Origin of the sequence: Tepidanaerobacter sp. EBM-49 (assembly GCF_001896645.1) — a bacterium.
Lineage (GTDB): Bacteria > Bacillota > Thermosediminibacteria > Thermosediminibacterales > Tepidanaerobacteraceae > Tepidanaerobacter > Tepidanaerobacter syntrophicus.
The window spans coordinates 1-21,441 of record NZ_MPPE01000049.1 but is presented as its reverse complement, the minus strand read 5'-3'; the positions used below and the strand labels follow the sequence as shown (position 1 = coordinate 21,441).

The following is a 21,441-nucleotide window of genomic DNA, read 5'->3' as shown; positions in this document are numbered from 1 at the left end:
TAGTAGGTAATTGTCAATCAACTATTCATGGACTTCTGCCTCTTTTTCAAGTCTTGCAATCTTTGATGTAAGCGCTATCCACCGTATAAGCGGTATAGTACCTAAGGCAATAAAAAGTATTAACGCAGACAAAATCTTCCCCCAATCACCGCTGAGGCTGGTAAAGCTTGCAAACAAAAAACCTGATTTTGATGTAATATAAAAATATATATTAAAAACTAATAGGAAAACCAGATAGTAGCTATAAGGTTTTCTATATTCTTTTAATGCTTCTGCCTTGTCCAAGATGCTGTTATAAATTGTGAAGGGTTTTCCATCGTTCTTTTTTTCAAGAATCAAAAGCTCCCGATTTATCATGCCGCCTGATGTTGCAAATTTTCCACCTTTGTCAGCAAAGGGCCTATATTTTATTTTGCCTATTGAAAAGTGTCCTAAGTCTACAGCCTTTTCATAGAATGTTATATTCATTTCTTTCAAAAATCTTTCATACTCGAGCCTTTCCTGATTAGACTTATTACCGATATAAACAACCGCATATTGATATTCCCCTTGCTTGCAAGGTTCGAATTCGTAGAAAAGTTTCCCGACTTTTGCAAGCTTACGGCCTTTTTCGGCTTGTTTATTTAGCCAAACCGTCTGTTCTTCAATAGGGTCAAGAAAGAGCTTAAATTTTCTCATCGATTTCAACTCCTTTATTTTTAAGGATCTCCTCGCCTATTTTATATACTTCTCTGAGCCTTTTCATTTCTGCTTCAACTTGCAGTCTGCCCAAATCTGTAATGATATATTCTTTTTTCCTCTCACCGCTTTCGGCCGGCAGAGCCTTAATCCAGCCCTTTTTGGCAAGATTATTTATTGCGCCGTAAAGAGTTCCGGGACCAAATACGACCCTTCCATTAGTTTTTTCCATCACAAATTGCATAACCCCATAACCATGATTCGGTTTATACATGGCAAGAAGGATAAGAAATGCAGTTTCTGTTAAAGGAGATTCTTGCACTTTTGGCAAAATACACACCTCCGATTATTACGTTTTACGTAGTATATGGACACTATATCGCATAACGTATTACGTGTCAAGTAGTAAATTCCTATATTGAATCCGAGTACAAAGTAAAGACCTGATAAGGAAATTTATCAGGTCTTGCGAACTGTTATTCTATATTTATTTTAATTAAATAAAATCAGTGCTACATAAGATACCGTATTTTCACCATTATAGTAAGGGATATCGCATTTTCTTGTAAGCGACATTACATTTATACCGTATGCCTCAACTGACGCCATTGCTTTCTCCGGAAACCTGCAGGGCTTTCCTTCGGGATATGTGCAGCGGGGGCAGTAGGTGCAGGGTCCCACATTAAGCGGAAGAAAATCGATGCCTTTATACTCCTCTTTAAGTTTATCTACCAGCTTTCGTACTATCTTCGTATGCCTTTCTTCCCCTTCAACCATCCCCGGATAGTCAAAACAACTGCGCAGTTTTTGAACTGTCTGCAGCAGCACTCCTTGCTTATACCGGCGCACCCTCTTTTCTAAGACTTCTAAAGGGCCAACTGCCGGCGGACACATCCAGTTCATATTGTATTGTCGGCAGGTATTTTTCTCGCACAGTTCTCGAAATTCTTGCGAAAACTCTATATTATTTACATCAACTACAGCAGCATTTGTCACTCCCAATTCTAAAGCCTGTTTCATGATATCTTCAGGTTTTATCTGCATATTACATCTCCTTAAAATTTTCTAAGTACATTCTTTCTTTAAGTATATGCGGATAAATATGGCTTTGTCAATGAAAAATTGTAAAATTAGATAAAGCAAAACATTTTAGCATGTCCAGCTTCACAAATTCTCAATTAATTCTCTTAATTCTTCTATTCCTTCTCCTGTTACCGCTGAGACGGGATAGTATTTTCCTTTTACGCCGCACATTTCAAGATACTTACTCGCTCTTTTTATATCAGCTGTTGGCAGGTCTATTTTGCTTATGACTCCATAGACGGGAATATTAAACATTCCTGCAAAGCCCGGCGGTGTGGTGGGTTTTGATGAAGTAGAGTCTTGAACCACAAATATAGCATCAGCATCCATAGCCGTTGTTATAACTGCATAATTTAGCCGTCTTATGTCCATATATTCACCTGGAATATCTATATATCCGTCTTCAAAAGTCACTGCCTGGGTTTTTACTGCTTCTCCACATCCCCTCAGTGTTTTTATGAGAGTAGATTTACCTGATCCGGAAGCGCCAATAAACATGATTTTTTTCTGCAATTTTTTTTCACCTCAGTTGCTATTTATGTATCTGTTATACACTATATATTTATTATATACTATTTTAATTGCAGTAAAACTAATATATCCCCTCAAAGCAGAATCCTTAAAAGTGCCGAGGGGATATATGTAAACCTGGATTATTCAATTCTTATTTAGGCTGGCAAATAAAGACTAGCTTGCGCTTTTTGGAGCAAAAAAGCTTGCCACCATTATAGCTGTAACGCCTGCGATAAGTTTTCCGACTATCATTGGGAATATCATTTCCTTTGCAACGCCTGCTGTAAATCCTAAATGATCACCAAAGGTAAACGCAGCGCTGACTGCAAATGCCACATTAAGAACTTTTCCGCGATAATCCATGTCGTGCATCATTTGAAACATCGGAATATTGTTTGCAAGCGTGGCAACCAAACCGGCAGCTGCTATGTCGTTCATGCCTAGGGCCTTGCCCATAGACATCAACGGTTTCTTAAATACTTTTGTAATAACTGTCACCATTGGAAATGCCCCTGCCAAGACAATTGCAATACTTCCGATTATTTGTATGCCATCACTGATAGGTGCCATTCCGGGAATTACAACAATTCCTGTCAAGGTTTCGACTATAATTGCAGCAAGACCAATCGTTATAACTATTACAACTATTTTTCCAAATACATTAAATCCGTTTATCATCTTATCAGGTATTCTCCAAAGTCCGATTGCAATTAGTGCTGCCACAATAATTATAGGAACAAGATTGCTGACTATCATCCCCAGCTCATAGCCGGCTACTAAACCACCGAAGAAGCATCCGATAGGTATGGTTATCATACCTGCTAAGATACCGGTAGCTAATGCTTTATGATCTTCTTTTTGGATTATTCCCAGTGCCACAGGAATGGAGAACACAATTGTCGGTCCCATCATAGAACCTAAAATTATGCCGGCAAAAAGACCTGCTTCTTTAGTTTTAGCCATTGCCATCGCTAAAGGAAATCCGCCCATATCGCATGCAAGAAGGGTTGTTGCAAACATAGCAGGGTCTGCACCTAGGGCTGAATAAATAGGTACCACTACAGGTTCTAATACTTTAGCCAAAACCGGTGCTAGGGATACAACTCCGAGCATTGCAAGTGCTAAAGAACCCATGGCATTAAATCCTGCTTCAAACTGCTCGCCTAATCCGTATTTATTGCCTAAAATCCTATCAATAGCGCCTAAAACCATAAATACAACCATAATATCAACGATAATTTGATTAATGCTCAACTCTATACACCCCTCTTCGTTATAAATTTGTGCAATATAAATTAAATACCTACATTTACGCCGCTGCCTTGTTTGTCAAAAATTTTCTTAGCAAGAGAGGCTACATGTGCCCCTGCTTCTACCGGCGGCATTCCGCCTGCATGAATATTGGAGACCACGTTTCTATCAGATTCAACAGTGCCTCGTTTAGGTCTCCAGCAAAGATATGCGCTCATACTTGTAGCTGTCCCAAGTCCGGGTCTTTCGCCTATAAGCTCAACTACAACATCAGCCTTTATTACTTCATTTACGTCATCCATTACCGGCACTCTGCCATATTTTATGAAAAACGGGGTTCCTACATCAAGACCATTGGTTTTAAGTCCCTCTAAAAGTGCGGGCAGAAAATCAGGCACATTAGCTTCGATAGCTTTAGAGCTTAAACCGTCGACTACAATAACCTGAATCTGCGGCTGCATTTTGCACCGTTTTTTTATCTCTTCTTTAGCTTCTTCGGAAAGAATTTTCCCAAGATCCGGGCGTGTAAGATATTCATCTTTATCTTTAACTACCGTCTGCACACTGAATAATCCCATCTTGTTTAAAAATTCTTCTGATACATCGCTAAAAACTGCGTCCATAGCTGAGGCGTGATCAGCTCTAAATCGAAGCCATGGTATCGTAAGGTAGCGCGGACCGGTTCTACCTATACAGATTCGAGCAGGTGTTGTTTTTTTAATCCTTAAAAGAAATTCTTCGTCCATAGGATTTTTTACAAAAACTTTCTCGAGTAAGCTGTATTCAGTTATATCTGAAAATTCTATGACTTTTTCGCCATTGGGTTGGACGTTTTCCCCTGTTTTGCAGGCCTTGTCAGGATCTGCCTTATCCTTCAATTCTTCTAACACTTTTTGTACTATAGTATTAATTTCATCGTCTTTAAAAAGTGTCATTTCTTCACCTTCTTCCTAACGGAGTCATAGTAGCAAAAATTGATGGATCGCCAGCTATTGGCGTCAGCCTGCCGTCTTTCATAATTCCCATTTTTTCAAGCCACTTTTCAAATTCCGGAGCAGGACGGCGTCCCAGCAGTTCTCGAAGGGTTGCATCATCATGATAGCTGGTATCTTGGTAGCTAAGCATGCAATCATCGCTTCCCGGAACTCCCATATAATAGTTGGCTCCTGCCATTGCTAGCAGCATAATCGCATCTTCTTGGTCGTTTTGATCAACTTTTACATGGTTTGTATAGCATGGTGCCATTCCCATTGGAAGGCCTAAAAGTTTGCCCATAAAGTGATCTTCCAAGCTCGCTCTTGTTATTTGTTTTCCATCATATAATGTTTCAGGTCCGATAAAGCCCGATACGTTGTTCACCATAAATGGCATATATCTTCTACCAAACCCATATGTTCTAGCTTCAAGGGTCTGCATATCGGCTCCGTGGTGGGCATCGAGGGAAAGTTCTGAACCTTGACCTGTCTCAAAATACATAAAATTCGGTCCTGGTGCAAAACCCTTTTTCTTAATCATGTCAAATGCTTCATCCAACATTTTAGCGCTTATACCAAAAACCTTATTGCAGGTTTCGCTGCCTGATATGCTCTGGAAGAAGGCGCATACCCTGGCACCTGCTTCTACCGCTTTCATCTGAGTGGTTATGTGGGATAGAACACAGTTTTGTGTAGGTATAGCCCAGTCCATCATAAAGTCAAAAGATGCGTTCATTAACTTTACAGTATTTTCTACTGTATCTTCATTAGGGTTGATGCCGATAACTGCATCACCGGAACCATAAGTAAGACCTTCCATTACAGATGCCAGTATCCCCTCGACGCTGTCGTTAGGGTGATTGGGCTGAATACGATATGAAAGTGTTCCCGGAAGACCGATTTCTGTTCTGTTTTTAGTAACCACATGGATTTTTGACGCTGCATATACTAAATCCATGTTTGACATAAGTTTTGCAACTGCTGAAACCATTTCTGCAGTTAAACCGGCAGACACACGGTGAATATCTTCACATGTTGTGTCATGGCTTAAAATCCATTCACGAAGTTCAGCAACTGTCATTGAGCATATGCTCTTATAAATTCCCTGAGAAAGACCGTCGTCAATTACTCTTGTAACCTCATCTTCTTCATAAGGAATAACTGGATTTTCTCTAAGATCTTTTAAGGTAAGTTCTGCAAGAACTCTTTTTGCCGCCACGCGCTCGGCATTATTTTCAGCAGCAATTCCGGCAAAAATATCTCCTGATTTTTCCTCGCTTGCTTTAGCAAGAATTTCTTTTATGCTAAAGAATGTGTAATTTTTTCCAAACAATCTAGTTGACCAAGGCATAATTTATTCACCCCCAAGATTTATACTGCACTTGGCTATAACGCTCTTTATAATCTTTTCTTTCTCCTCGCCGTCTATGTTTTTTTCTTTACAGTATTCATCTACTACTTTTCTAATTTGTTCTAACTCAGAACAATCTTTTTTAGTTTTTACTGTTATTCCTGCAGCCATGAGTGCATCCTTTGCTCCGGGTAAAATCATCGTATTGTCATCTACATAGATTTCTTTTATGCCTTCAAAATACCATTTGTCCACATCCTGCTTTGTAATAAGTTTTTTGTTTATAACACTCACCCCCTTAAAGCAGTGCTTTCAAAACATCCTTCGCCACAGAAGGTATAATAATGCTGTTTACTAACATTCCTTCCGGTTCTGCCTGTTGCCGACCTGCGCTAACTGCCGATTCTACGGCGCTCACATCTCCTATCATAGTCACAAAAGCCTTACCTCCAAGGCCCATAGCCGGACGTATTTCAATTAGCTTTACACCACCGCTTTTTGCCGCCGCATCCGCCGCAATAACACATGACGCTACGGAAAAAGTCTCTATAACTCCTAAAGCCCTTAGTGATTCATCACTTTCCTCTATTGCAACAGCAGCTTCAAGAGCAGGAAAAACATCATCGTGAACACTTGAAATCAATATCGAATCTGCTAAATAATGTTCTACTGTGCTCTTGCCTGCATCTAAAGAACTCTTCACGGCTGCCACATCACCGCCAATAAGAACTAAAAATTTCCCGGGGCATATTGGCCGTGCTAAAAACAGCTTAACAGGAGCCATTTTAACCATAGCATCAGCTGCTTTAATTCCTCCTGCAATGCTTATTGTTTCGATGATACCTATGGCTTTTTCCATTATGATTCCTCCCCCCGGATAACAATTTTATCCTTATCGCTTTGCTCGACGATTCCGTCTATACTGGCATGAATGCAACAGCCTAGTTTATCTTCAGGCACAGTACCTATCACTTGACCCCTTGCTACTCTATCGCCTACATTTACTATTGGAGTTGCAGGAACGCCCGTATGCTGTTTAGTCGGAATAAAAACTTTGGGCGGCTTTACAAAATTTCCATCTACTAAAGAAGCATGCCGCTCAAACTCTGTAAGATTTAATCGTGCTTTTAGGCGGCTTGTAGGCACCTTTCGCCATTCTCTGGCTTCCCGAGGTTTGAAGGTGGTTTTGTGGGAGGTATACTTTACTCCGGCAGCTGCAAGTTCCTTTTTTAAGGCTTGGTTGACTCGACGTGGTGAAAGCTGCTGGGGGCATGAGTATGCTTCGCAAAGACCACATTCGCAGCACAAAAGTGCTTGCTTAATATAATCGCTTGTAAGTCTAAATCCAACGGTCAACATAATTTTCGATGGTTGTAAGTCGTGTCCCAAAAGATATCGAGGGCACTGCTCGGTGCAATAGCGGCACTGTATACAGGAAATCTTGGCCATTTTTAATATATAATCCATGCTGGATGTTTTTACAGTCACAGCAGGATGGTCGTTGGGGAAAAGCAGGAGGCCTCCTGTTGTTTTTACGATAGGCATATCAGGGTTTGTAATATTTCCCATCATGGGTCCACCGTCGATTATAACTTTATCTTTGTATTCTATTCCGAGAAAATCCAACAACCATCCTATATTAGTTCCTACCGGAACTTTTAATGTTATAGGATCTTTTACATCTCCTCCGATGGTAATATACTTATCAATCACCGGCGTATCTTCTTCAATGGCATTGTACACGTTGTATAAAGTTTCAATATTGTTTACTACCGCTCCTACCAAAAGCGGTATACCGCCTTCCGGCACAACTCGGCCTGTTATTTCATAAACAAGCACTTGTTCGTCGCCTGCCGGGAAAAAATCTCCCATTTCAAAAATTTCAATATTGTTTTCGGCTTCAGTTGTAAGCTCTTCTCGTAACGCTTTTATAGCTTGCTTATACTTTCCTTTTAAAGCTATAACCGTTTTCGCCGCTCCGGTGTATTTTGCAAGATGATTTAGTCCTTTTATGACTTTGCCGGGAAACCTTGCCATTATTTCTTTGCTTACATCAAGCAGCGGCTCACATTCAGCTCCATTTGCTATGTAGTAGTCTATACCGCCTTGCTTGAGCTTTGCGTATGTTGGAAATCCTGCACCACCGGCACCTACTACACCCATTTCTTTTAATTTTTCATTTACTTGCAATTGCACCATCTCCTAGCTGCCTGAATCTATTTCCATCGAATCAATAATTCCTACAATTGCTGCATCTACCGGCATTGATTCGTCGGATACTTTTCTGGCAGAACTGCCGGAAGCGACTATTACCAGTTCACCTACGCCGGCCCCTATATTATCAATTGCCACATAAGGTGTCCCAATTTCTCTTTGACGCTCATCCACATTTACAACTATTAAAAATTTCTGACCCTTCAGGCTCTCTTCCTTGCGGGTTGCCCAGACATTGCCTTTGACTTTGCATATATGCACTTATTCCACCGCCCATTCAACATCTACTTTATTATCCTTGGCCGCATCTTTCGCAAGGGGCGTCAGTATAGTGCGCGGTGGCAAGATTATCTTGTTAAAGCCTTTGAGTATGGCATTATTAACTACTTCCGCAGTAACCGGGGCCTTGCTTTCCAGTGCTAAAACATTTTGCTTTTCCTGGGCATTTTCCGGCGGCTTAGGTTTTAACGGTTCTGGAGCAGTTTCAATTTTGCATTCCGTGCCGGCAGGCACAGTCTTTATTCCTGTATCTTTTTTAATGTAAAGGACTTTATTTGCCAGCTCTTCAGCTTTACACATGTCAACACCTAATTGCTCCACCCTTTTTAGCACTTCGCCAACCATACGAGCATATGCTGCCGGCATTGATTTTAACGGAATCGAGTCTGTTATGGCAATAACTTTTTTCTTTAGCAAAAGGCCGCAGGCCAGTGCTTCACTTGCAACAGAATCTCTTATTCCTACAGCAGCTTTTGCAGCTGTATTTTGGGTAAGGGTTGGAAATATTATCTTATCTACAGCAGAAAGAGCATCATAAAGATTTTCTTCTATTGCATCCTCAAATTCTATAGCTTCTCGTATTCTTTGTTTACCTACGGCTTTTTCCGCAGATTTGCTAAAAAGTGCAATAAAGTCAAATTTCTCAGAAAGCAGCTTTAGCTGTTCTAAAACCATATCCAGGTTTCCGGTTCCACCGGTAAAAACCAACAATATTTTTTCTTTTTGACTTTCTTCTTTCTTAATTTCTGCTGCGCCTGCTGCGCCTTCCATTTTTTTCATTACTTCTCGGACAACAGCTTCAATGATAGGCTTCAACATCTCTTGATTCAATCCCATTCACCTCCAAACAGCTCAATGCAATACCCAAAGGCGTTACCAGCAGGGGATCTGTCGGTTTAAATGTGGGAATGTGCAGTTCGTTTTCTATAACCTTTTCTATGCCTTCAAGGCAACATGTTCCACCAACCAAGTAAATGCTTTTCACATCATACCCACGAATTTTACTTTTAATTATGCTTGCAACTTTTTGAACTACAGGCTTTACCATGAGCATGACTTCTTTTTGATTCTCAGGTCGCTTCTTAAAATCTTCCGCCTCTTCAAAGCTAATATGCCTTGCACCTGCTATAACCAGCGAAAAATGTGTGCCGCCAGTTGGCTCATCAGCAGTGTAGACCACCTTGCCGTCCTGGATAATTGCAATTCCTGTAGTTCCTCCGCCGATATCTACAACAGCACCGTTTTCAATGTTGAGCACATTGTTTGCGGCAGTTGGTTCATCCACCATGTTTATGACTTCAAATCCAGCGCCTTCGCACACATAAAAATGCGCTTTTACAGTGCTGTTGCCCGTATCAGGTGGAAACGCACCGGCAGCTTTTTCAAGTTCCCTATTTAATTTTTCCTCTAGCTCCGCCTTCAGCTCTCTCAGTATACGCGTGGCACCAGTAAAGTCTACTACCACACCGTCGCGTACCACTTGTGCAAAGCGATAGGTTACGGCCACAGGGTTTCCTTCAGAGTCTATTACAGTAAGTACAGTATACGCTGTTCCCAAATCAATGCCGGTATATAAGTCACCGATTGCATTTTCAGGATTTATCATACATTTTTCGAGGCGTGCAATAGCTTTATTGACTTTCTCCATTGTAAACATGATTATATTTCCCCAATCTCCATATATACCGTGTCATTGTTTTTTATGCACAATGCATTGGCTTCTTCGATATCAAGATGGCATTCAAGGGCATAGTTTTCATTTACTCTTACCAATACATCTCCAAGTATGCCTTTGCGCATCCCTGTATCATATCTTATCCGAACCAATTGCTTATTTTTAACACCGTATTTTTCGGCATCTTGAGGCACCATATGAATATGTCTTTTTGCAACTATTACGCCCTGCTGCATTTGCACCATCCCACAGGGTCCTACAAGGTATACACCCGGTGTTCCGTCAATATCTCCAGAATCCCTGACAACAGGCCTTACGCCAAGATGATAGCAATCTCCTACAGATATCTCCATCTGACACGCTTTGCGCTCGGGTCCTACTATTCTTACAGAATCAAAATGGCCTTTTGGCCCTATCACCATAACCGTTTCTTCAGCGGCAAATTCTCCCGGCTGGCCTAAAAATTTTTTGACTCTTAAAGGAGCATCGCCAAAAAGAATCTTCCTGGCACTTTCATCGACATGGACATGCCTGTTGGAAACGGTTACCGGAATAGGAACTCTCATTTCTCTTGCAATAATTTCTTGAGCAACTAATTTTACTATTTCATCCTTTTCCATGGCTGGACTCCTAACTTTAATATTCTTTAATATTTTCCGGCCTTTAGGCGGCACATCATTACATAAACGGCACTGCTCATGCGATTTAAAGCCTTTATGATGTCCTCTCTTTTTAAGCCTTCTGCCACATCAAGAAAAGCTTCTACTCCTGCAATCTCAGTTTCTCTTATTTGGGTCCTTACATAATTTAATTCTGCCATCATTTCTCCCATTTCATAGGAGGGAATAAAGTGGGATATGCCAAGGGTTTTTTGGGGATTATGGGAAATTTCTCTAATATCCTGTTCCGACAGACCTAATAAGAGGAAATCCTCAAGAGGCTCCGAAAGCACCTCGGCTCTTAGTATGTTTCTTGCAAGTGTCAAGATATCGTTTAAATCCTCTGCTACATTATCCATTTTTAATGTTTTAGCTTTGACTTGGGTACAGATTATGCAGGCTTCCAGCGAATCTATTTTCCCTCGAAATTTTATTCTGGGATGGCATTTTGGAACAAGATTATTAGCATATAAATGAGTGTAGGCCTCAGGTTTTTCATCTGTTCTTATTCCGGCTCCTATAAGAAAATACCGAGGTTTTTTTGAACCTTCTTCTCTTTTTTCTGCTTCAATATTAGATTTGGACTCTTTGGGATTTTCTTTTATCTCTTCTTTTTCGTCATCGGCAAAGACTATGTCTATCTTGTTTTCTGTAAGAAAACTGCGGGCGGCGGGTGTAAGAATAGTGCCTGACGGTACTTTGTACGTTTTAATAGAATCTAAATTTTTAAGGTTCGAACGTAGATCAATTTCTGTTAAGACTTTCACATAGTTCACCCTCCCCACGGCTTGAAATATTGTAAGAGGTATTACTTCCTTAATTAGTAAGCGACCGCCAGATAATATAAACAGACTGCATCAGGCAAGAAACCTTTTGGCATTACCTGACGGCCTCTTGTAAAGTATGTTCTTACAACTTTTTCTTGATGTATAAAATACATTCTACTTTTTTAATTCATAGATGCTCTGCTTCTTTATTCGTTCCTGTCTATGTGGGGTAGAATATATTCTACATCTCCATGGGGTCTTGGTATTACGTGAACAGAAATAAGTTCTCCTACTCTTGCGGCCGCTGCAGCACCGGCATCGGTAGCCGCCTTAACGGCTCCTACATCGCCTCTTACCATAACTGTAACAAGTCCTCCACCTACATGCTCCTTACCAATAAGATAAACATTTGCAGCCTTTACCATAGCATCTGCTGCTTCAATTGATGCTACTAATCCTCTTGTTTCTATCATTCCTAATGCAATTTGACCATCTGCCATTTTTATCTAACCTCCTCAAAATTTGTCAAGAAATCTTTTTCAGTACTTCTTTTACAATCTTTTTAACAAGCTCTTCTTCGGAATCACCATCTGCTTCTGCAGCAAGAAGTTCTGTTGTAAGCTCTTCAGGACTCTTTATTTCATATGCGAGCCTTTTTATATTTAGAAGATTCATTGGGCCTATGTTATCTGAAGTCGAGTTGCCTCCAAATGAGCCACAGCCCAGTGTCAGCGACGGGGTAAGCCCGGTTGTTCCGCCTATAGCGCCTAAACACGAAGGTGTATTTACTACAATTCTTGATGCGGGTTTTTCAAGGGCAAAGCGAGTAATTACCTCTTTATCCTCTGAGTGGATAGAAAGGGTGTGTCCCATGCCTCCAAGTGCCAACAATCTCTTTGAAAGTTCACAAGCTTCCTGCCAATTCTCAACTTCATAGTAGGCAAGAACGGGGCTTAGTTTCTCACGAGAAAGCGGATATTCCATTCCCACACCGCTAAGTTCTGCAAGCAGCACTCTTGTGTTAGGATCTACTTTAAATCCGGCACTTTGAGCAATAGCTGCAGCTGATTTTCCTACAATAGCAGGGCTCAGACTGCCATCGCAGCGGAAAGCAAAGCGTTCCAGTTTATGAATTTCTTCTTCATTTAAAAACACGCCGCCTTGTTCTTTAATAGCCTCCCGTACTTCGTTGGCATTTAGCTTTTCACATATTAGAGATTGCTCTGAAGAGCAAATCGTGCCATAGTCAAAGGTTTTGCTGTCAAAAATTGCTTTTACTGCTTTTTTAGCATTGGCGCTTCTTTCAATATATGCCGGCACATTGCCGGGACCTACTCCAAAAGCAGGTTTACCGGAACTATATGCCGCCTTTACCATGCCACTGCCGCCGGTTGCAAGTATTACACTTATGTCAGGATGTGTCATAAGTTGGTTTGTGGCGTCTAAAGTCGGATAGTGAATGCATCCGATTATACCTTCTGGAGCTCCTGCGTGAACTGCAGCTTTATGCATAATTTCGGCAGCTTGGCATGTGCAGTCTACAGCTCTCGGATGTGGGCTGAAAATCACGGCATTGCGCGACTTTATAGATATAAGTGATTTGAAAAATGCAGTAGATGTTGGATTTGTAGTAGGTGTAAGCGCCGCTATTACTCCAACCGGCTCCGCTATATGATATACGCGCTTTTCTTTTTCTTCATAGATAATGCCAACGGTTTTAAGGTTTTTTATGCTGTCGTAGACCTTTTTTGTGGAAAAAAGATTTTTTATTATTTTATCCTCATATTTTCCTATTTCAGTTTCTTCAACAGCTACCTTTGCCAGCCATCGAGATGCCTTTATTCCTTCTTCAGCCATTGCTTGCACAATCCTGTCGATTTCTTCTTGGCTAAAAGTCGCCAAGATTCTCTGGGCTTCTTTAGCTTTTTTTACAAGGTTCCTAACTTCTTGTATTGCTAATAAGTCTTTATCAATATTCATCATCTAACTCATCCCTCCCCTCCTTCTTTGCAAATTCCATCAGGGTTTCTATGATTTCTTGTTTTCTCATGGTATAGATCTGAGATTTTATGGTTTCTGCAAGCGGTAAAGCTTTCATAACTTTTCGCAAAGTTCTCACACCATACTCGTCCAGCCGTTTGTCCTCGGGAAGAAGTGATTCTCCCTCAGTATTTTTTAGAAATTCTCTTAAAATTTCTACAGCTTTCTTTAATTCCTCTTCTGTGTAAGGTGTAATTTCATTTGGCGTTTCGTTTTCTATGTTAATTACATTTTCATCAGGCTCGGCTGTATCAGGTTTTTTCTTAGAAACTGGTTTTTTACCTCTTATTTCATCGATAATAGCTATAGTATCATCGGCCGGGCGTGGTATAACGTGGGTTGCTATAAGCTCGCCGACTCTTGCAGCGGCAGCTGACCCTGCGTCCACCGCAGCTCTGACAGCTCCTACTTCTCCTGTTACAATTACGCAGATAAGGCCACCGGTTGTAAAGCGGTATGATGCAAACTCTACATTTGCCGCTTTGAGGCTTGCATCCAATGCCTCTATCGCAGCTACCAAGCCTCGAGTTTCAATGAGGCCCAAGGCATCTTTGCTCATAAGTATCACTCACTTAATATCTCTTAGGATATGCAGCAACTTCCATAACTGCAGCGGCAAAAGCATCGCATGCGGCTTTACACGCCGACTGAGAACCTGTTAAATGGCCTCCGGAAAAGTTGGTTTCAGAAGGCGGTGCAAAAAATGACGTCATTCTCACTTCTGCTGCTTTTATGGCAGCATCTAATGCATATACAGCTTCAATAGGGGGAGCAATTAAATATGCCAGAGGTTCCCCTTCTTTTATATTATTTATCTGTGAGAGATAACTTCCTGTTCTAGATATGCACTGGGCATAAAAGGCAATTTGGCCTTCCGGATCTGCTGCCCAGAAACAAGCTTCGTTTTCGGCAAAATCCACTGCTGCATTAATGCCGCTTTTTACCTCGGCAGGATTTGGGCCGGCAAGAATTCCGATAAACTCACCGGATAGCGGGCCTGAAGCATGAGCTGCGCCTGCATAAAATGATCTTGCATACACAACTTCAACATCAGCTTTTTTCGTAGCTTCATCGATGACTGTATAACCTACATCATCAATGTTCATAGTAAGCATGCCAATACTTCTGTGCTCTGGTTTGAGGTTTAGCTCTTTCTTTAAATAATCATTAACATTAGGAATGAGCTTTATAGCAAGTACATCAGCCTTTATAGGTTTGAATCCATACATTCCTTTTACCTCCTTTTACTTATTTAATTTTAAGCCGCTGGCTTTTGCATCATATATCTTTTTAGCTATGCTTGCGACATGGGCTCCGGCTTCTATTGGTGGAAGGCCTCCGTCATGAATGTTCGAAACAAGGGTGCGATCAGACTCGATGGTATTTTTATTCGGCTTATAGCACATATAGGCGCTCATACTTTTAGCTGTTACAAGGCCCGGTCTTTCGCCGATAAGTTCAACTATAACTTCTGGCTGTAAAATTTCACCGATTTCGTCCATTACAGCCACCCTTGCGTATTTTACAAAGAAAGGCTTACCCATCTTTAGTCCATAATTCTTGATCGCGGCTTCAAATGCGGGAATAAAATCTGCGGCATTTGCCTCGATAGCAGTAGAGCTTAAGCCGTCACAGACAACTAATTGCACATCAGGGGCTTTGGGGCATTCTTTCAAGATTTTCTCTTTTGCCTCATCAGACAGTTTTCTGCCCAAATCCGGCCGTGTAAGATATTCATCTTTGTCTTTTACAACGGTCTGTACTGTAAAAAGTCCGAGTTTTTCTATAAATTCCGGATCCACTTCTTTAATAACTGCATCTTTTGCTGCCGCAACATCCATTCTAAACCTTAACCATGGGTCAACCTTAAACCTGGTACCAGCTCTCCAGATGCCTATGCGGGCAGGAGAAGTACGTTTCAGTCTTGCAAGTCCTTCCGGATCTTTGGGATTGGGTATTTCGGTCCATGTAGTAAGATCCCTAAGTCCTAAATCAGGGAGCATTTCTTCACCGGCGTCCTCCTGGGCTTTTTCAGCTTCTACGCAGGGTTTGCAAGTTGTTGGGGCAGAAGCGCTCTCCTTTTTTTCACTTGCGCTAAGTTCTTTGATTACACTTTCAACCAATTCACGAATATCTTTTTCAGATATCATTCTTTCTACCTCCTTACGTCAAGAAAATAGTAGGATCGCCGGCTATTTCAGTCAATTTGCCGTCTTTCATAATCCCCATTTTTTCAAGCCAGGGCTCAAATTCAGGGCTTGGTCTGAATCCAAAAGTCTGCCTTATTGTAGCTATATCATGGAAACTTCCGCATTGATAGTTAAGCATTATATCATCACCCATGGGAACGCCGATAAAATAGTTAGTACCTGCAGCGGCTAAAAGCACAGCTAGATTTTCAATATCATCTTGATCAGCTTTCATGTGGTTGGTATAACACACATCGACTCCCATGGAGATTCCGGTAAGCTTGCCCATGAAGTGGTCTTCTAGGCCGGCTCTTATTACTTGTTTACTGTTGTAAAGATATTCCGGGCCTATAAAACCGACAACTGTGTTGACTATAAGAGGGCTGTATCTTTTTGCAAGCCCGTAGCAGCGCGCCTCCATTGTAACCTGATCTGCTCCATGGTGTGAATTAGACGAAAGTTCTGAGCCTTGACCGGTTTCAAAGTAGAAAAAGTTCGGGCCGCGGTTAATGCTATATTTCTTCACCAATTCATAAGCTTCGTCTAACATTTCTACAGAAATTCCGAACGCCTCATTGCCTTTCTGGCTTCCTGCAACGCTCTGAAAAACAAGGCCTATGGGTGCTCCCCGTCTTATGCACTCCATTTGAGTAGTAACATGGGCCAAAACCGCATGCTGAGTTGGTATATTCCACTTTACTATTATGTCGTAAAGAGTATTTAAAAGCCGAGAGACATTTTCTGGATCGTCAATTACGGGGTTAATACCCAGCACAGCGTCTCCTATTCCATAGCTTAGACCTTCATAAGTTTGAGCTATTATTGCTTCCACATCATCTGTGGGATGATTTGGCTGAAGTCTTGAAGCGAGAGTACCGGGTAATCCTACTGTTGTATTGGCGTGTGTAACTCTTCTGATTTTTGCTGCACCTGATACCAGATCCATGGTAGAGCTCAGTTTTGCTACACCTGCAACCATTTCGCTTGTAAGCCCCTTGCTTACCCAATCTATGTCGTCGAAAGTCGTTTTATCATCATGAATGAATTCTTTTAGCTGGCCTACTGTCCAGCTCTTAATTTTCCTGTAAGCATTCTCATTTACTTGATCTTGTATGACTCTTGTAACTTCATCTTCTTCATAAGGAACCACTGGATTGTTTCGTAAGTCTTCCAGACACATATTTGCCAGAACCTGTTTTGCTGCAACTCTTTCTTCATCAGATTCAGCAGCAACTCCGGCCAAGATATCGCCTGATCTTTCATCATTAGCCTTTGCGAGGACCTCTTTTACATCCTTGAATTTGTATACTCTTCCTCTAATACTGGTTTTGAGAATCAATTATACCTCCTCCTTAGCTGTTAGAAAATACTAGTGTTTTGATAACTACAGGAACTACACCGCCGTCATAGAGCGGTTTGCCTATATCGATATAATCCCCCTCCTTCATAGTAAGCTGATCTATAGAAATAACGGGTCTCGGCTTGCTCAAGTTGTTTCTTAGAAGATTACCTACCGCTTTACCTATGTCATCTTCACATATAACAACTATAGGGCTTTTGGGGGCAACCCTTCTTGCGGCATTTTCGATAGCCTGTGTCAGCTCTTTTATCTTTGCAAAAGAATTGCCAAAAGCTTTCGGAATAACTATAGCGGGAAGGATTTTTGAATCTTGAACCGAGAACTTTTCCGCCTTTGATACTATTTCCGCCGAGATTTTATCCAAGTCATCGCTTGCTGTAAGATATATCGCCGGCAAGTCTCTAAAGGGAAGAACTTCAGGATCAGAAACGTATATAGTGGAACCACTGAGCTCCGTAGTATGTATACCGGCTCCAATTACCGTTGCATAAATTGTCTCCGCCGGTTTTACCAGCTTCATCGAAGTATCTTTAACAGCATTTTTTATTTCCGCAGCAAGCGCCGGCCCTAAATCCCCAAATCTTGTTATACTTCCTTCCTCAATATCCGGTTCTTCTTCATATATAAGCCGCCCCACTCCTCCAGAAAACATAATACATTTGGGCACAATGCACTGACTTAGGTCTCCGATTGCAAGTTTTTGGGCAAGTTCGTTTGGATTTCCTAAAATTATTGAGATTAGAGCCTGTGATAGCGCTTCGGCAATGGCAAAAATTTCCGTCTTTAAGAGGTTTTTGCCTTTTTCCAATTTAATGCCTAAATAATTTGCTGTAACTTCACCGCCACGGATAAAACTTTGCACTTTGTAAGTCCATGGTTCAAAACGTATTAGTCTTCCGCCTATATCAGCGCATAAAGTAGCTTTTAGCTTTCCATCATCGAAAACAGCGATATTGCTCGTTCCACCTCCCACATCAGCATTGGACACTGAAACATGTTTTTCATTGGAGTAAGTTGCAGCTCCTGAACCCAAACCTGCAATATATGCTTCCAGGTGTGGTCCTGCCGTCGCTACAACAAAGGAACCTGCCATTTTTGATATGGCTTCTAGGACATTTTGGGCATTTTCTTTTCTAGCCGTATCGCCCGTTATTATAACTGCGCCTGTTTTAATTTCATCGGGACTTACTTTTGCTCTCTCATATTCCTTCTTTACTATCTCCTCTATACCTTTAAAGTCGATAGTAGTTTCATCAAGCAGCGGTGTAAAATATACATCGCTCCTATAGATAACCGCTTTATCTATAATCTCTATTTTTGGCACCACAAAACCTGATGCCACATTTTTAATTTTTAACTTGCTTATAACAACGGTGGTGGTTGATGTTCCGATATCAATGCCGGCGCTGAATATTTCTTCGACTTTGCTCATGCATTTCACCTTCGCTTTCTTCGTGGAGGAAATATTATGCGGATAATAAAAGCCCTGTCCCATACATAAATAAACCATATATGAGACAGGGCTCCTTTGCCCGAAGAAAGACTCCTTTGTCTTTCGATATTTTTTAACTTTTTAATATAGTTATATTCAGTTATAAGCTTATAAGTTCACTACTTAAAATTATACTTTTTGCTATTTCAATCATATCTGTGCGCTTTTCCATACTCATCTTTTGAATTTTTCTATAAGCGTCTTTTTCTTTCATATCATATTTATCCATAAGAACGCCCTTGGCTTTTTCGATTATCTTTCGCTTTTCAAGTTTATTCTTAAGGTCAACATTTTCTTCTTTGAGTTTTTGCATTCCTTCCCATTTAGACACAGCCACTCTTAAAGCAGGATAAAGTTCGTCTTCTTTTATAGGTTTAACCAGATATCCAAAAACACCTATAGCAGTTGAAGCCTCAATAAGCTCTGCATGATGATATGCGGTAAGGAGAACTACCGGGCAAATTTCCTCTTCAATAAGGATTTTTGCCGCCTGCATGCCGTCTATGTCTCCCGGCATCTTTATATCCATAAGCACTACATCCGGTATGATTGAACGCGCTAAATTTACCGCTGTTTTACCATCTGAAGCTTCGGCAACAACAGTGCAATTCTTATCAAGGAGAATTTCCACCAAATCCATCCTAATTATCGGTTCATCGTCCACCACCAAAACTCGCATGCCATACCTCCTCTGTAAATGAAAAAGGAAATTTGACTTCCACCCTGGTACCGTCGCTTTCAGTAAAATTTATTATTCCTTTAAGGTCCTCTTCAACTAATGTTTTTATAATATTTAGGCCCAGACTGTTTGTTTTATTAAGATCTTCCTTGCTGCAGCCTATACCATCATCTTCTACAACAAGAAGTACATCATTGTTTTGTCGGCTCACGCTAATACTCACAGTGCCAGAATCTCTGCCGACAAAGGCATGTTCCAATGCATTATGCAAAAGCTCGTTAATAATTAATATAAGCGACGTTGCCTGCCGAGAAATAAGGGTAAAAGAATCACATGTCAGATTAACTTTTATATCTTTTTCATGATCTAACATGCTGTGGGTTATCATATCAAGCATCTGTGTTACAGCACTCTTTACATCGACAATATCCATTCCTTCTTTAGAAAGGACTTCATGAACTACTGCTATGCTCATAATTCGGTTTATGCTGTCTTGCAGAGCTTTTTTTGTCTGATCAGAGTCCGCTCTCCGGGCTTGAAGGCGTAAAAGGCTTGCAACGGTTTGCAAATTATTTTTTATCCGATGATGAATTTCCTTTATAACAACTGTTTGAAGCATTAACTCTTTTTCTTTAATGCGTATCTCCGTAATATCCCTAATTAGCATTAAAGCCCCTGCTGCCATTTCATCTGAGCTTTTTAGCGGAACAGACGTAAAAACAAGGTTTAATCCGGCAAGTTGAGATTCTATGTACATTTGCTCTGCCAACACATCATATCTGAAATCCAGCTCAGGTAGTATATCGACTATTTTTTTACCTTTAATCTCCTTGCCTCTGAATCCTATTCTATCGAATATATCTCGTGCGGCAATATTGTGATAAGTAATTTCGCCATTTTTGTCAAGTATCAACAATCCATCAGGAAGAATGTTCGATACCTTGCCTTCCGCAAAAGCTACTTTAAAAAGTGTCTCTGAAAGATGTTCTGCTGTTTCCATTAAGTCTTTTACTTTTTTCTCTTGTGTGACTTGCTCAGTGATGTCCTGTTCCATAATTAGAACGCCAATTGTCCTGGAATTTTTATTTTTGATGGGAACTACGCTTTGCTTTATTGGCACCCCCTCTTGGCTGATACCCCTCATACCTATGGTGGGTAAGCCCGTCTGCATTGTTCTTAAAACTGCAGGCTCGTTTTTTCTAAGAGCCAGCTGGCCGGCAACTGGAAACCTATACAAGGAACGGGCAGTTCTTGGTTTGGCTTCTGCTACCACAATTGCAGCGTCAGGATCTTTTGTTACACAATCTACAAAAATATCTGCTTGAGTAAGGTCTGCCATAATTTGTAACATATCGGAAATTTCTTGTATTATTTTTATATCGTCGGCTTGCAGATCTGCATATTGCCAGCAAATTTCACTAACATCCTTTGTTGTGATTGACATGTAGTTCACCTCAGGAACGGGTTATTGGAGCCGGAGAAAAATCAAGAACTTCTTTTAGTACATATGTAACCTGTTTAAGGGAGGTCTCTACAGATGATACATCCCCTGTGATTACTAAAGAACCGCTGAATCTGTCAAGAAACCCTATGTTCACGCCTGCGGCTTTTGTGGCTATATCAGCCGCTATAATGGCTCCCTCGCTTGGAGTAATGGTCATAATCCCTATTGCTCCTGATTTCTCTATGCCTAATTTTTGATAAAGCGAACTATCTGGGCTGGCGATAAGATGTGCTAATGTAATCTGTTTTCCGGGGACATATTCCTGTATGATTCGCTGCTTTGTTTCGTGACTGTCCACATCTTCACCGCCTTAATTTTGATGTGAGATTAAATCTAAACTGAACATCATTAATATGAAGTGTAAAAGCTGATAATTATTTAACGTAAGGTAAAACAAACCACGTCCTGTTTGCGCAAATTTTTCTTCTTGCGTTGTGACGTGGCTACACTGCCATTTGTTAGAAAGACGCCATTGTCTTTCTGCATTTCTGCGTTTTATGCTAAGTTTCTTCTATTATACAACAATGCATTTAATTTTTCAATATATTACTGATTTTTTCCTGCAAAAAACCTAGAAATATTTTACACTATCTGATTTTTAGCATCTTACTTTTTTTAAGTCAGCACAGGAGCACACAGAGACCAGCTAACTAAAGTCAAGTCATTTTTTAAAAATAAATTCTAAGAAAAATAGGTATAACAAAGAAGCCTTTAAAAATAACAAACATTTTTA

The 21,441-nt window shown here is 40.7% G+C and carries 25 protein-coding genes; all 25 read right to left on the bottom strand.

From position 1 onward, the window contains the following. Nucleotides 1-21 precede the first annotated feature (21 nt). On the bottom strand, nt 22-678 hold the full coding sequence (locus tag BUE08_RS08880; RefSeq protein WP_213996396.1) for a DUF2812 domain-containing protein: 657 nt from the start codon (nt 676-678) through the stop codon (nt 22-24). Further along, nucleotides 665-1,009, bottom strand: coding sequence for a PadR family transcriptional regulator (locus tag BUE08_RS08875; RefSeq protein WP_353682115.1), 345 nt, complete (start codon nt 1,007-1,009; stop codon nt 665-667). The genes BUE08_RS08880 and BUE08_RS08875 overlap by 14 nt, the downstream gene beginning before the upstream one ends. 161 nt (nt 1,010-1,170) lie before the next feature. After that, complete coding sequence (locus BUE08_RS08870; protein WP_286680765.1) at nt 1,171-1,722, bottom strand: DUF2284 domain-containing protein; 552 nt, start codon at nt 1,720-1,722, stop codon at nt 1,171-1,173. 120 nt (nt 1,723-1,842) lie between these two features. Then, nucleotides 1,843-2,274: a EutP/PduV family microcompartment system protein gene (locus BUE08_RS08865; protein ID WP_213950650.1), complete on the bottom strand. Its 432-nt coding sequence runs from the start codon at nt 2,272-2,274 to the stop codon at nt 1,843-1,845. Between the two features lie 174 nt (nt 2,275-2,448). Further along, a complete protein-coding gene (gene eutH, locus BUE08_RS08860; RefSeq protein WP_059031191.1) occupies nt 2,449-3,528 on the bottom strand; it encodes an ethanolamine utilization protein EutH in 1,080 nt (359 codons plus the stop codon). Between the two features lie 41 nt (nt 3,529-3,569). Then, nucleotides 3,570-4,460, bottom strand: a complete 891-nt coding sequence (gene eutC / locus BUE08_RS08855) for an ethanolamine ammonia-lyase subunit EutC (protein WP_083497580.1) — start codon at nt 4,458-4,460, stop codon at nt 3,570-3,572. A 4-nt stretch (nt 4,461-4,464) separates the two neighbouring features. Then, a complete protein-coding gene (locus tag BUE08_RS08850; RefSeq protein WP_281796989.1) occupies nt 4,465-5,850 on the bottom strand; it encodes an ethanolamine ammonia-lyase subunit EutB in 1,386 nt (461 codons plus the stop codon). 3 nt (nt 5,851-5,853) lie between these two features. Then, nucleotides 5,854-6,144, bottom strand: a complete 291-nt coding sequence (locus BUE08_RS08845; protein WP_059031187.1) for a hypothetical protein — start codon at nt 6,142-6,144, stop codon at nt 5,854-5,856. Nucleotides 6,145-6,148: 4 nt separating this feature from the next. Further along, complete coding sequence (locus BUE08_RS08840) at nt 6,149-6,709, bottom strand: BMC domain-containing protein (RefSeq protein ID WP_059031184.1); 561 nt, start codon at nt 6,707-6,709, stop codon at nt 6,149-6,151. Continuing rightward, complete coding sequence (locus tag BUE08_RS08835; RefSeq protein ID WP_286680764.1) at nt 6,709-8,040, bottom strand: 4Fe-4S dicluster domain-containing protein; 1,332 nt, start codon at nt 8,038-8,040, stop codon at nt 6,709-6,711. Before BUE08_RS08835 ends, BUE08_RS08840 begins: the two co-directional genes overlap by 1 nt. 12 nt (nt 8,041-8,052) lie before the next feature. Continuing rightward, complete coding sequence (locus BUE08_RS08830; RefSeq protein WP_059031180.1) at nt 8,053-8,325, bottom strand: EutN/CcmL family microcompartment protein; 273 nt, start codon at nt 8,323-8,325, stop codon at nt 8,053-8,055. Continuing rightward, nucleotides 8,326-9,174: a flavoprotein gene (locus BUE08_RS08825; protein WP_286680763.1), complete on the bottom strand. Its 849-nt coding sequence runs from the start codon at nt 9,172-9,174 to the stop codon at nt 8,326-8,328. It abuts the gene before it with no gap. Beyond that, nucleotides 9,143-10,000 (bottom strand): ethanolamine utilization protein EutJ, encoded by an 858-nt coding sequence (gene eutJ, locus BUE08_RS08820; RefSeq protein WP_059031176.1) that lies wholly within the window; start codon nt 9,998-10,000, stop codon nt 9,143-9,145. The genes BUE08_RS08825 and eutJ overlap by 32 nt, the downstream gene beginning before the upstream one ends. A 2-nt stretch (nt 10,001-10,002) precedes the next feature. Further along, on the bottom strand, nt 10,003-10,638 hold the full coding sequence (pduL, locus tag BUE08_RS08815; RefSeq protein ID WP_238142602.1) for a phosphate propanoyltransferase: 636 nt from the start codon (nt 10,636-10,638) through the stop codon (nt 10,003-10,005). A gap of 26 nt (nt 10,639-10,664) precedes the next feature. Then, nucleotides 10,665-11,444 (bottom strand): cobalamin adenosyltransferase family protein, encoded by a 780-nt coding sequence (locus tag BUE08_RS08810; protein ID WP_059031174.1) that lies wholly within the window; start codon nt 11,442-11,444, stop codon nt 10,665-10,667. A gap of 206 nt (nt 11,445-11,650) precedes the next feature. Next, nucleotides 11,651-11,944, bottom strand: coding sequence for an ethanolamine utilization microcompartment protein EutM (eutM, locus tag BUE08_RS08805; RefSeq protein WP_059031173.1), 294 nt, complete (start codon nt 11,942-11,944; stop codon nt 11,651-11,653). 25 nt (nt 11,945-11,969) lie between these two features. Continuing rightward, entirely contained in the window at nt 11,970-13,427 is a 1,458-nt protein-coding gene (locus BUE08_RS08800; RefSeq protein WP_059031171.1) for an acetaldehyde dehydrogenase (acetylating), read from the bottom strand. Then, complete coding sequence (locus BUE08_RS08795) at nt 13,414-14,043, bottom strand: BMC domain-containing protein (RefSeq protein WP_083497584.1); 630 nt, start codon at nt 14,041-14,043, stop codon at nt 13,414-13,416. The genes BUE08_RS08800 and BUE08_RS08795 overlap by 14 nt, the downstream gene beginning before the upstream one ends. A gap of 13 nt (nt 14,044-14,056) precedes the next feature. Continuing rightward, the gene (gene eutL / locus BUE08_RS08790) at nt 14,057-14,713 is read right to left on the bottom strand and encodes an ethanolamine utilization microcompartment protein EutL (protein ID WP_059031169.1); all 657 of its coding nucleotides are present in this window, start codon (nt 14,711-14,713) and stop codon (nt 14,057-14,059) included. Between the two features lie 15 nt (nt 14,714-14,728). After that, the gene (gene eutC / locus BUE08_RS08785; protein WP_213950648.1) at nt 14,729-15,634 is read right to left on the bottom strand and encodes an ethanolamine ammonia-lyase subunit EutC; all 906 of its coding nucleotides are present in this window, start codon (nt 15,632-15,634) and stop codon (nt 14,729-14,731) included. A 13-nt stretch (nt 15,635-15,647) separates the two neighbouring features. Further along, nucleotides 15,648-17,012, bottom strand: a complete 1,365-nt coding sequence (locus BUE08_RS08780) for an ethanolamine ammonia-lyase subunit EutB (RefSeq protein WP_059031166.1) — start codon at nt 17,010-17,012, stop codon at nt 15,648-15,650. Nucleotides 17,013-17,025: 13 nt separating this feature from the next. Next, complete coding sequence (locus tag BUE08_RS08775; protein WP_286680762.1) at nt 17,026-18,465, bottom strand: ethanolamine ammonia-lyase reactivating factor EutA; 1,440 nt, start codon at nt 18,463-18,465, stop codon at nt 17,026-17,028. A 160-nt stretch (nt 18,466-18,625) separates the two neighbouring features. Beyond that, nucleotides 18,626-19,204, bottom strand: coding sequence for an ANTAR domain-containing response regulator (locus tag BUE08_RS08770; protein WP_059031162.1), 579 nt, complete (start codon nt 19,202-19,204; stop codon nt 18,626-18,628). Then, on the bottom strand, nt 19,179-20,648 hold the full coding sequence (locus tag BUE08_RS08765) for a sensor histidine kinase (protein WP_059031160.1): 1,470 nt from the start codon (nt 20,646-20,648) through the stop codon (nt 19,179-19,181). The genes BUE08_RS08770 and BUE08_RS08765 overlap by 26 nt, the downstream gene beginning before the upstream one ends. Nucleotides 20,649-20,658: 10 nt before the next feature. Then, the gene (gene eutS / locus BUE08_RS08760) at nt 20,659-21,006 is read right to left on the bottom strand and encodes an ethanolamine utilization microcompartment protein EutS (protein WP_059031158.1); all 348 of its coding nucleotides are present in this window, start codon (nt 21,004-21,006) and stop codon (nt 20,659-20,661) included. Between the last annotated feature and the right edge of the window lie 435 nt (nt 21,007-21,441).

Bases quoted from the DNA above. Each gene is read 5' to 3' on its own strand.
- BUE08_RS08850 (WP_281796989.1), bottom strand. From the start codon at position 5,850: ATGCCTTGGTCAACTAGATTGTTTGGAAAAAATTACACATTCTTTAGC.
- BUE08_RS08840 (WP_059031184.1), bottom strand. From the start codon at position 6,709: ATGGAAAAAGCCATAGGTATCATCGAAACAATAAGCATTGCAGGAGGA.
- eutL (WP_059031169.1), bottom strand. From the start codon at position 14,713: ATGTATGGATTCAAACCTATAAAGGCTGATGTACTTGCTATAAAGCTC.
- BUE08_RS08775 (WP_286680762.1), bottom strand. From the start codon at position 18,465: ATGAGCAAAGTCGAAGAAATATTCAGCGCCGGCATTGATATCGGAACA.
- BUE08_RS08765 (WP_059031160.1), bottom strand. From the start codon at position 20,648: ATGTCAATCACAACAAAGGATGTTAGTGAAATTTGCTGGCAATATGCA.
- pduL (WP_238142602.1), bottom strand. From the start codon at position 10,638: ATGGAAAAGGATGAAATAGTAAAATTAGTTGCTCAAGAAATTATTGCA.
- BUE08_RS08880 (WP_213996396.1), bottom strand. From the start codon at position 678: ATGAGAAAATTTAAGCTCTTTCTTGACCCTATTGAAGAACAGACGGTT.
- eutC (WP_083497580.1), bottom strand. From the start codon at position 4,460: ATGACACTTTTTAAAGACGATGAAATTAATACTATAGTACAAAAAGTG.
- BUE08_RS08870 (WP_286680765.1), bottom strand. From the start codon at position 1,722: ATGCAGATAAAACCTGAAGATATCATGAAACAGGCTTTAGAATTGGGA.
- eutC (WP_213950648.1), bottom strand. From the start codon at position 15,634: ATGATATCTGAAAAAGATATTCGTGAATTGGTTGAAAGTGTAATCAAA.
- BUE08_RS08795 (WP_083497584.1), bottom strand. From the start codon at position 14,043: ATGAGCAAAGATGCCTTGGGCCTCATTGAAACTCGAGGCTTGGTAGCT.
- BUE08_RS08800 (WP_059031171.1), bottom strand. From the start codon at position 13,427: ATGATGAATATTGATAAAGACTTATTAGCAATACAAGAAGTTAGGAAC.
- eutM (WP_059031173.1), bottom strand. From the start codon at position 11,944: ATGGCAGATGGTCAAATTGCATTAGGAATGATAGAAACAAGAGGATTA.
- BUE08_RS08770 (WP_059031162.1), bottom strand. From the start codon at position 19,204: ATGCGAGTTTTGGTGGTGGACGATGAACCGATAATTAGGATGGATTTG.
- eutJ (WP_059031176.1), bottom strand. From the start codon at position 10,000: ATGTTTACAATGGAGAAAGTCAATAAAGCTATTGCACGCCTCGAAAAA.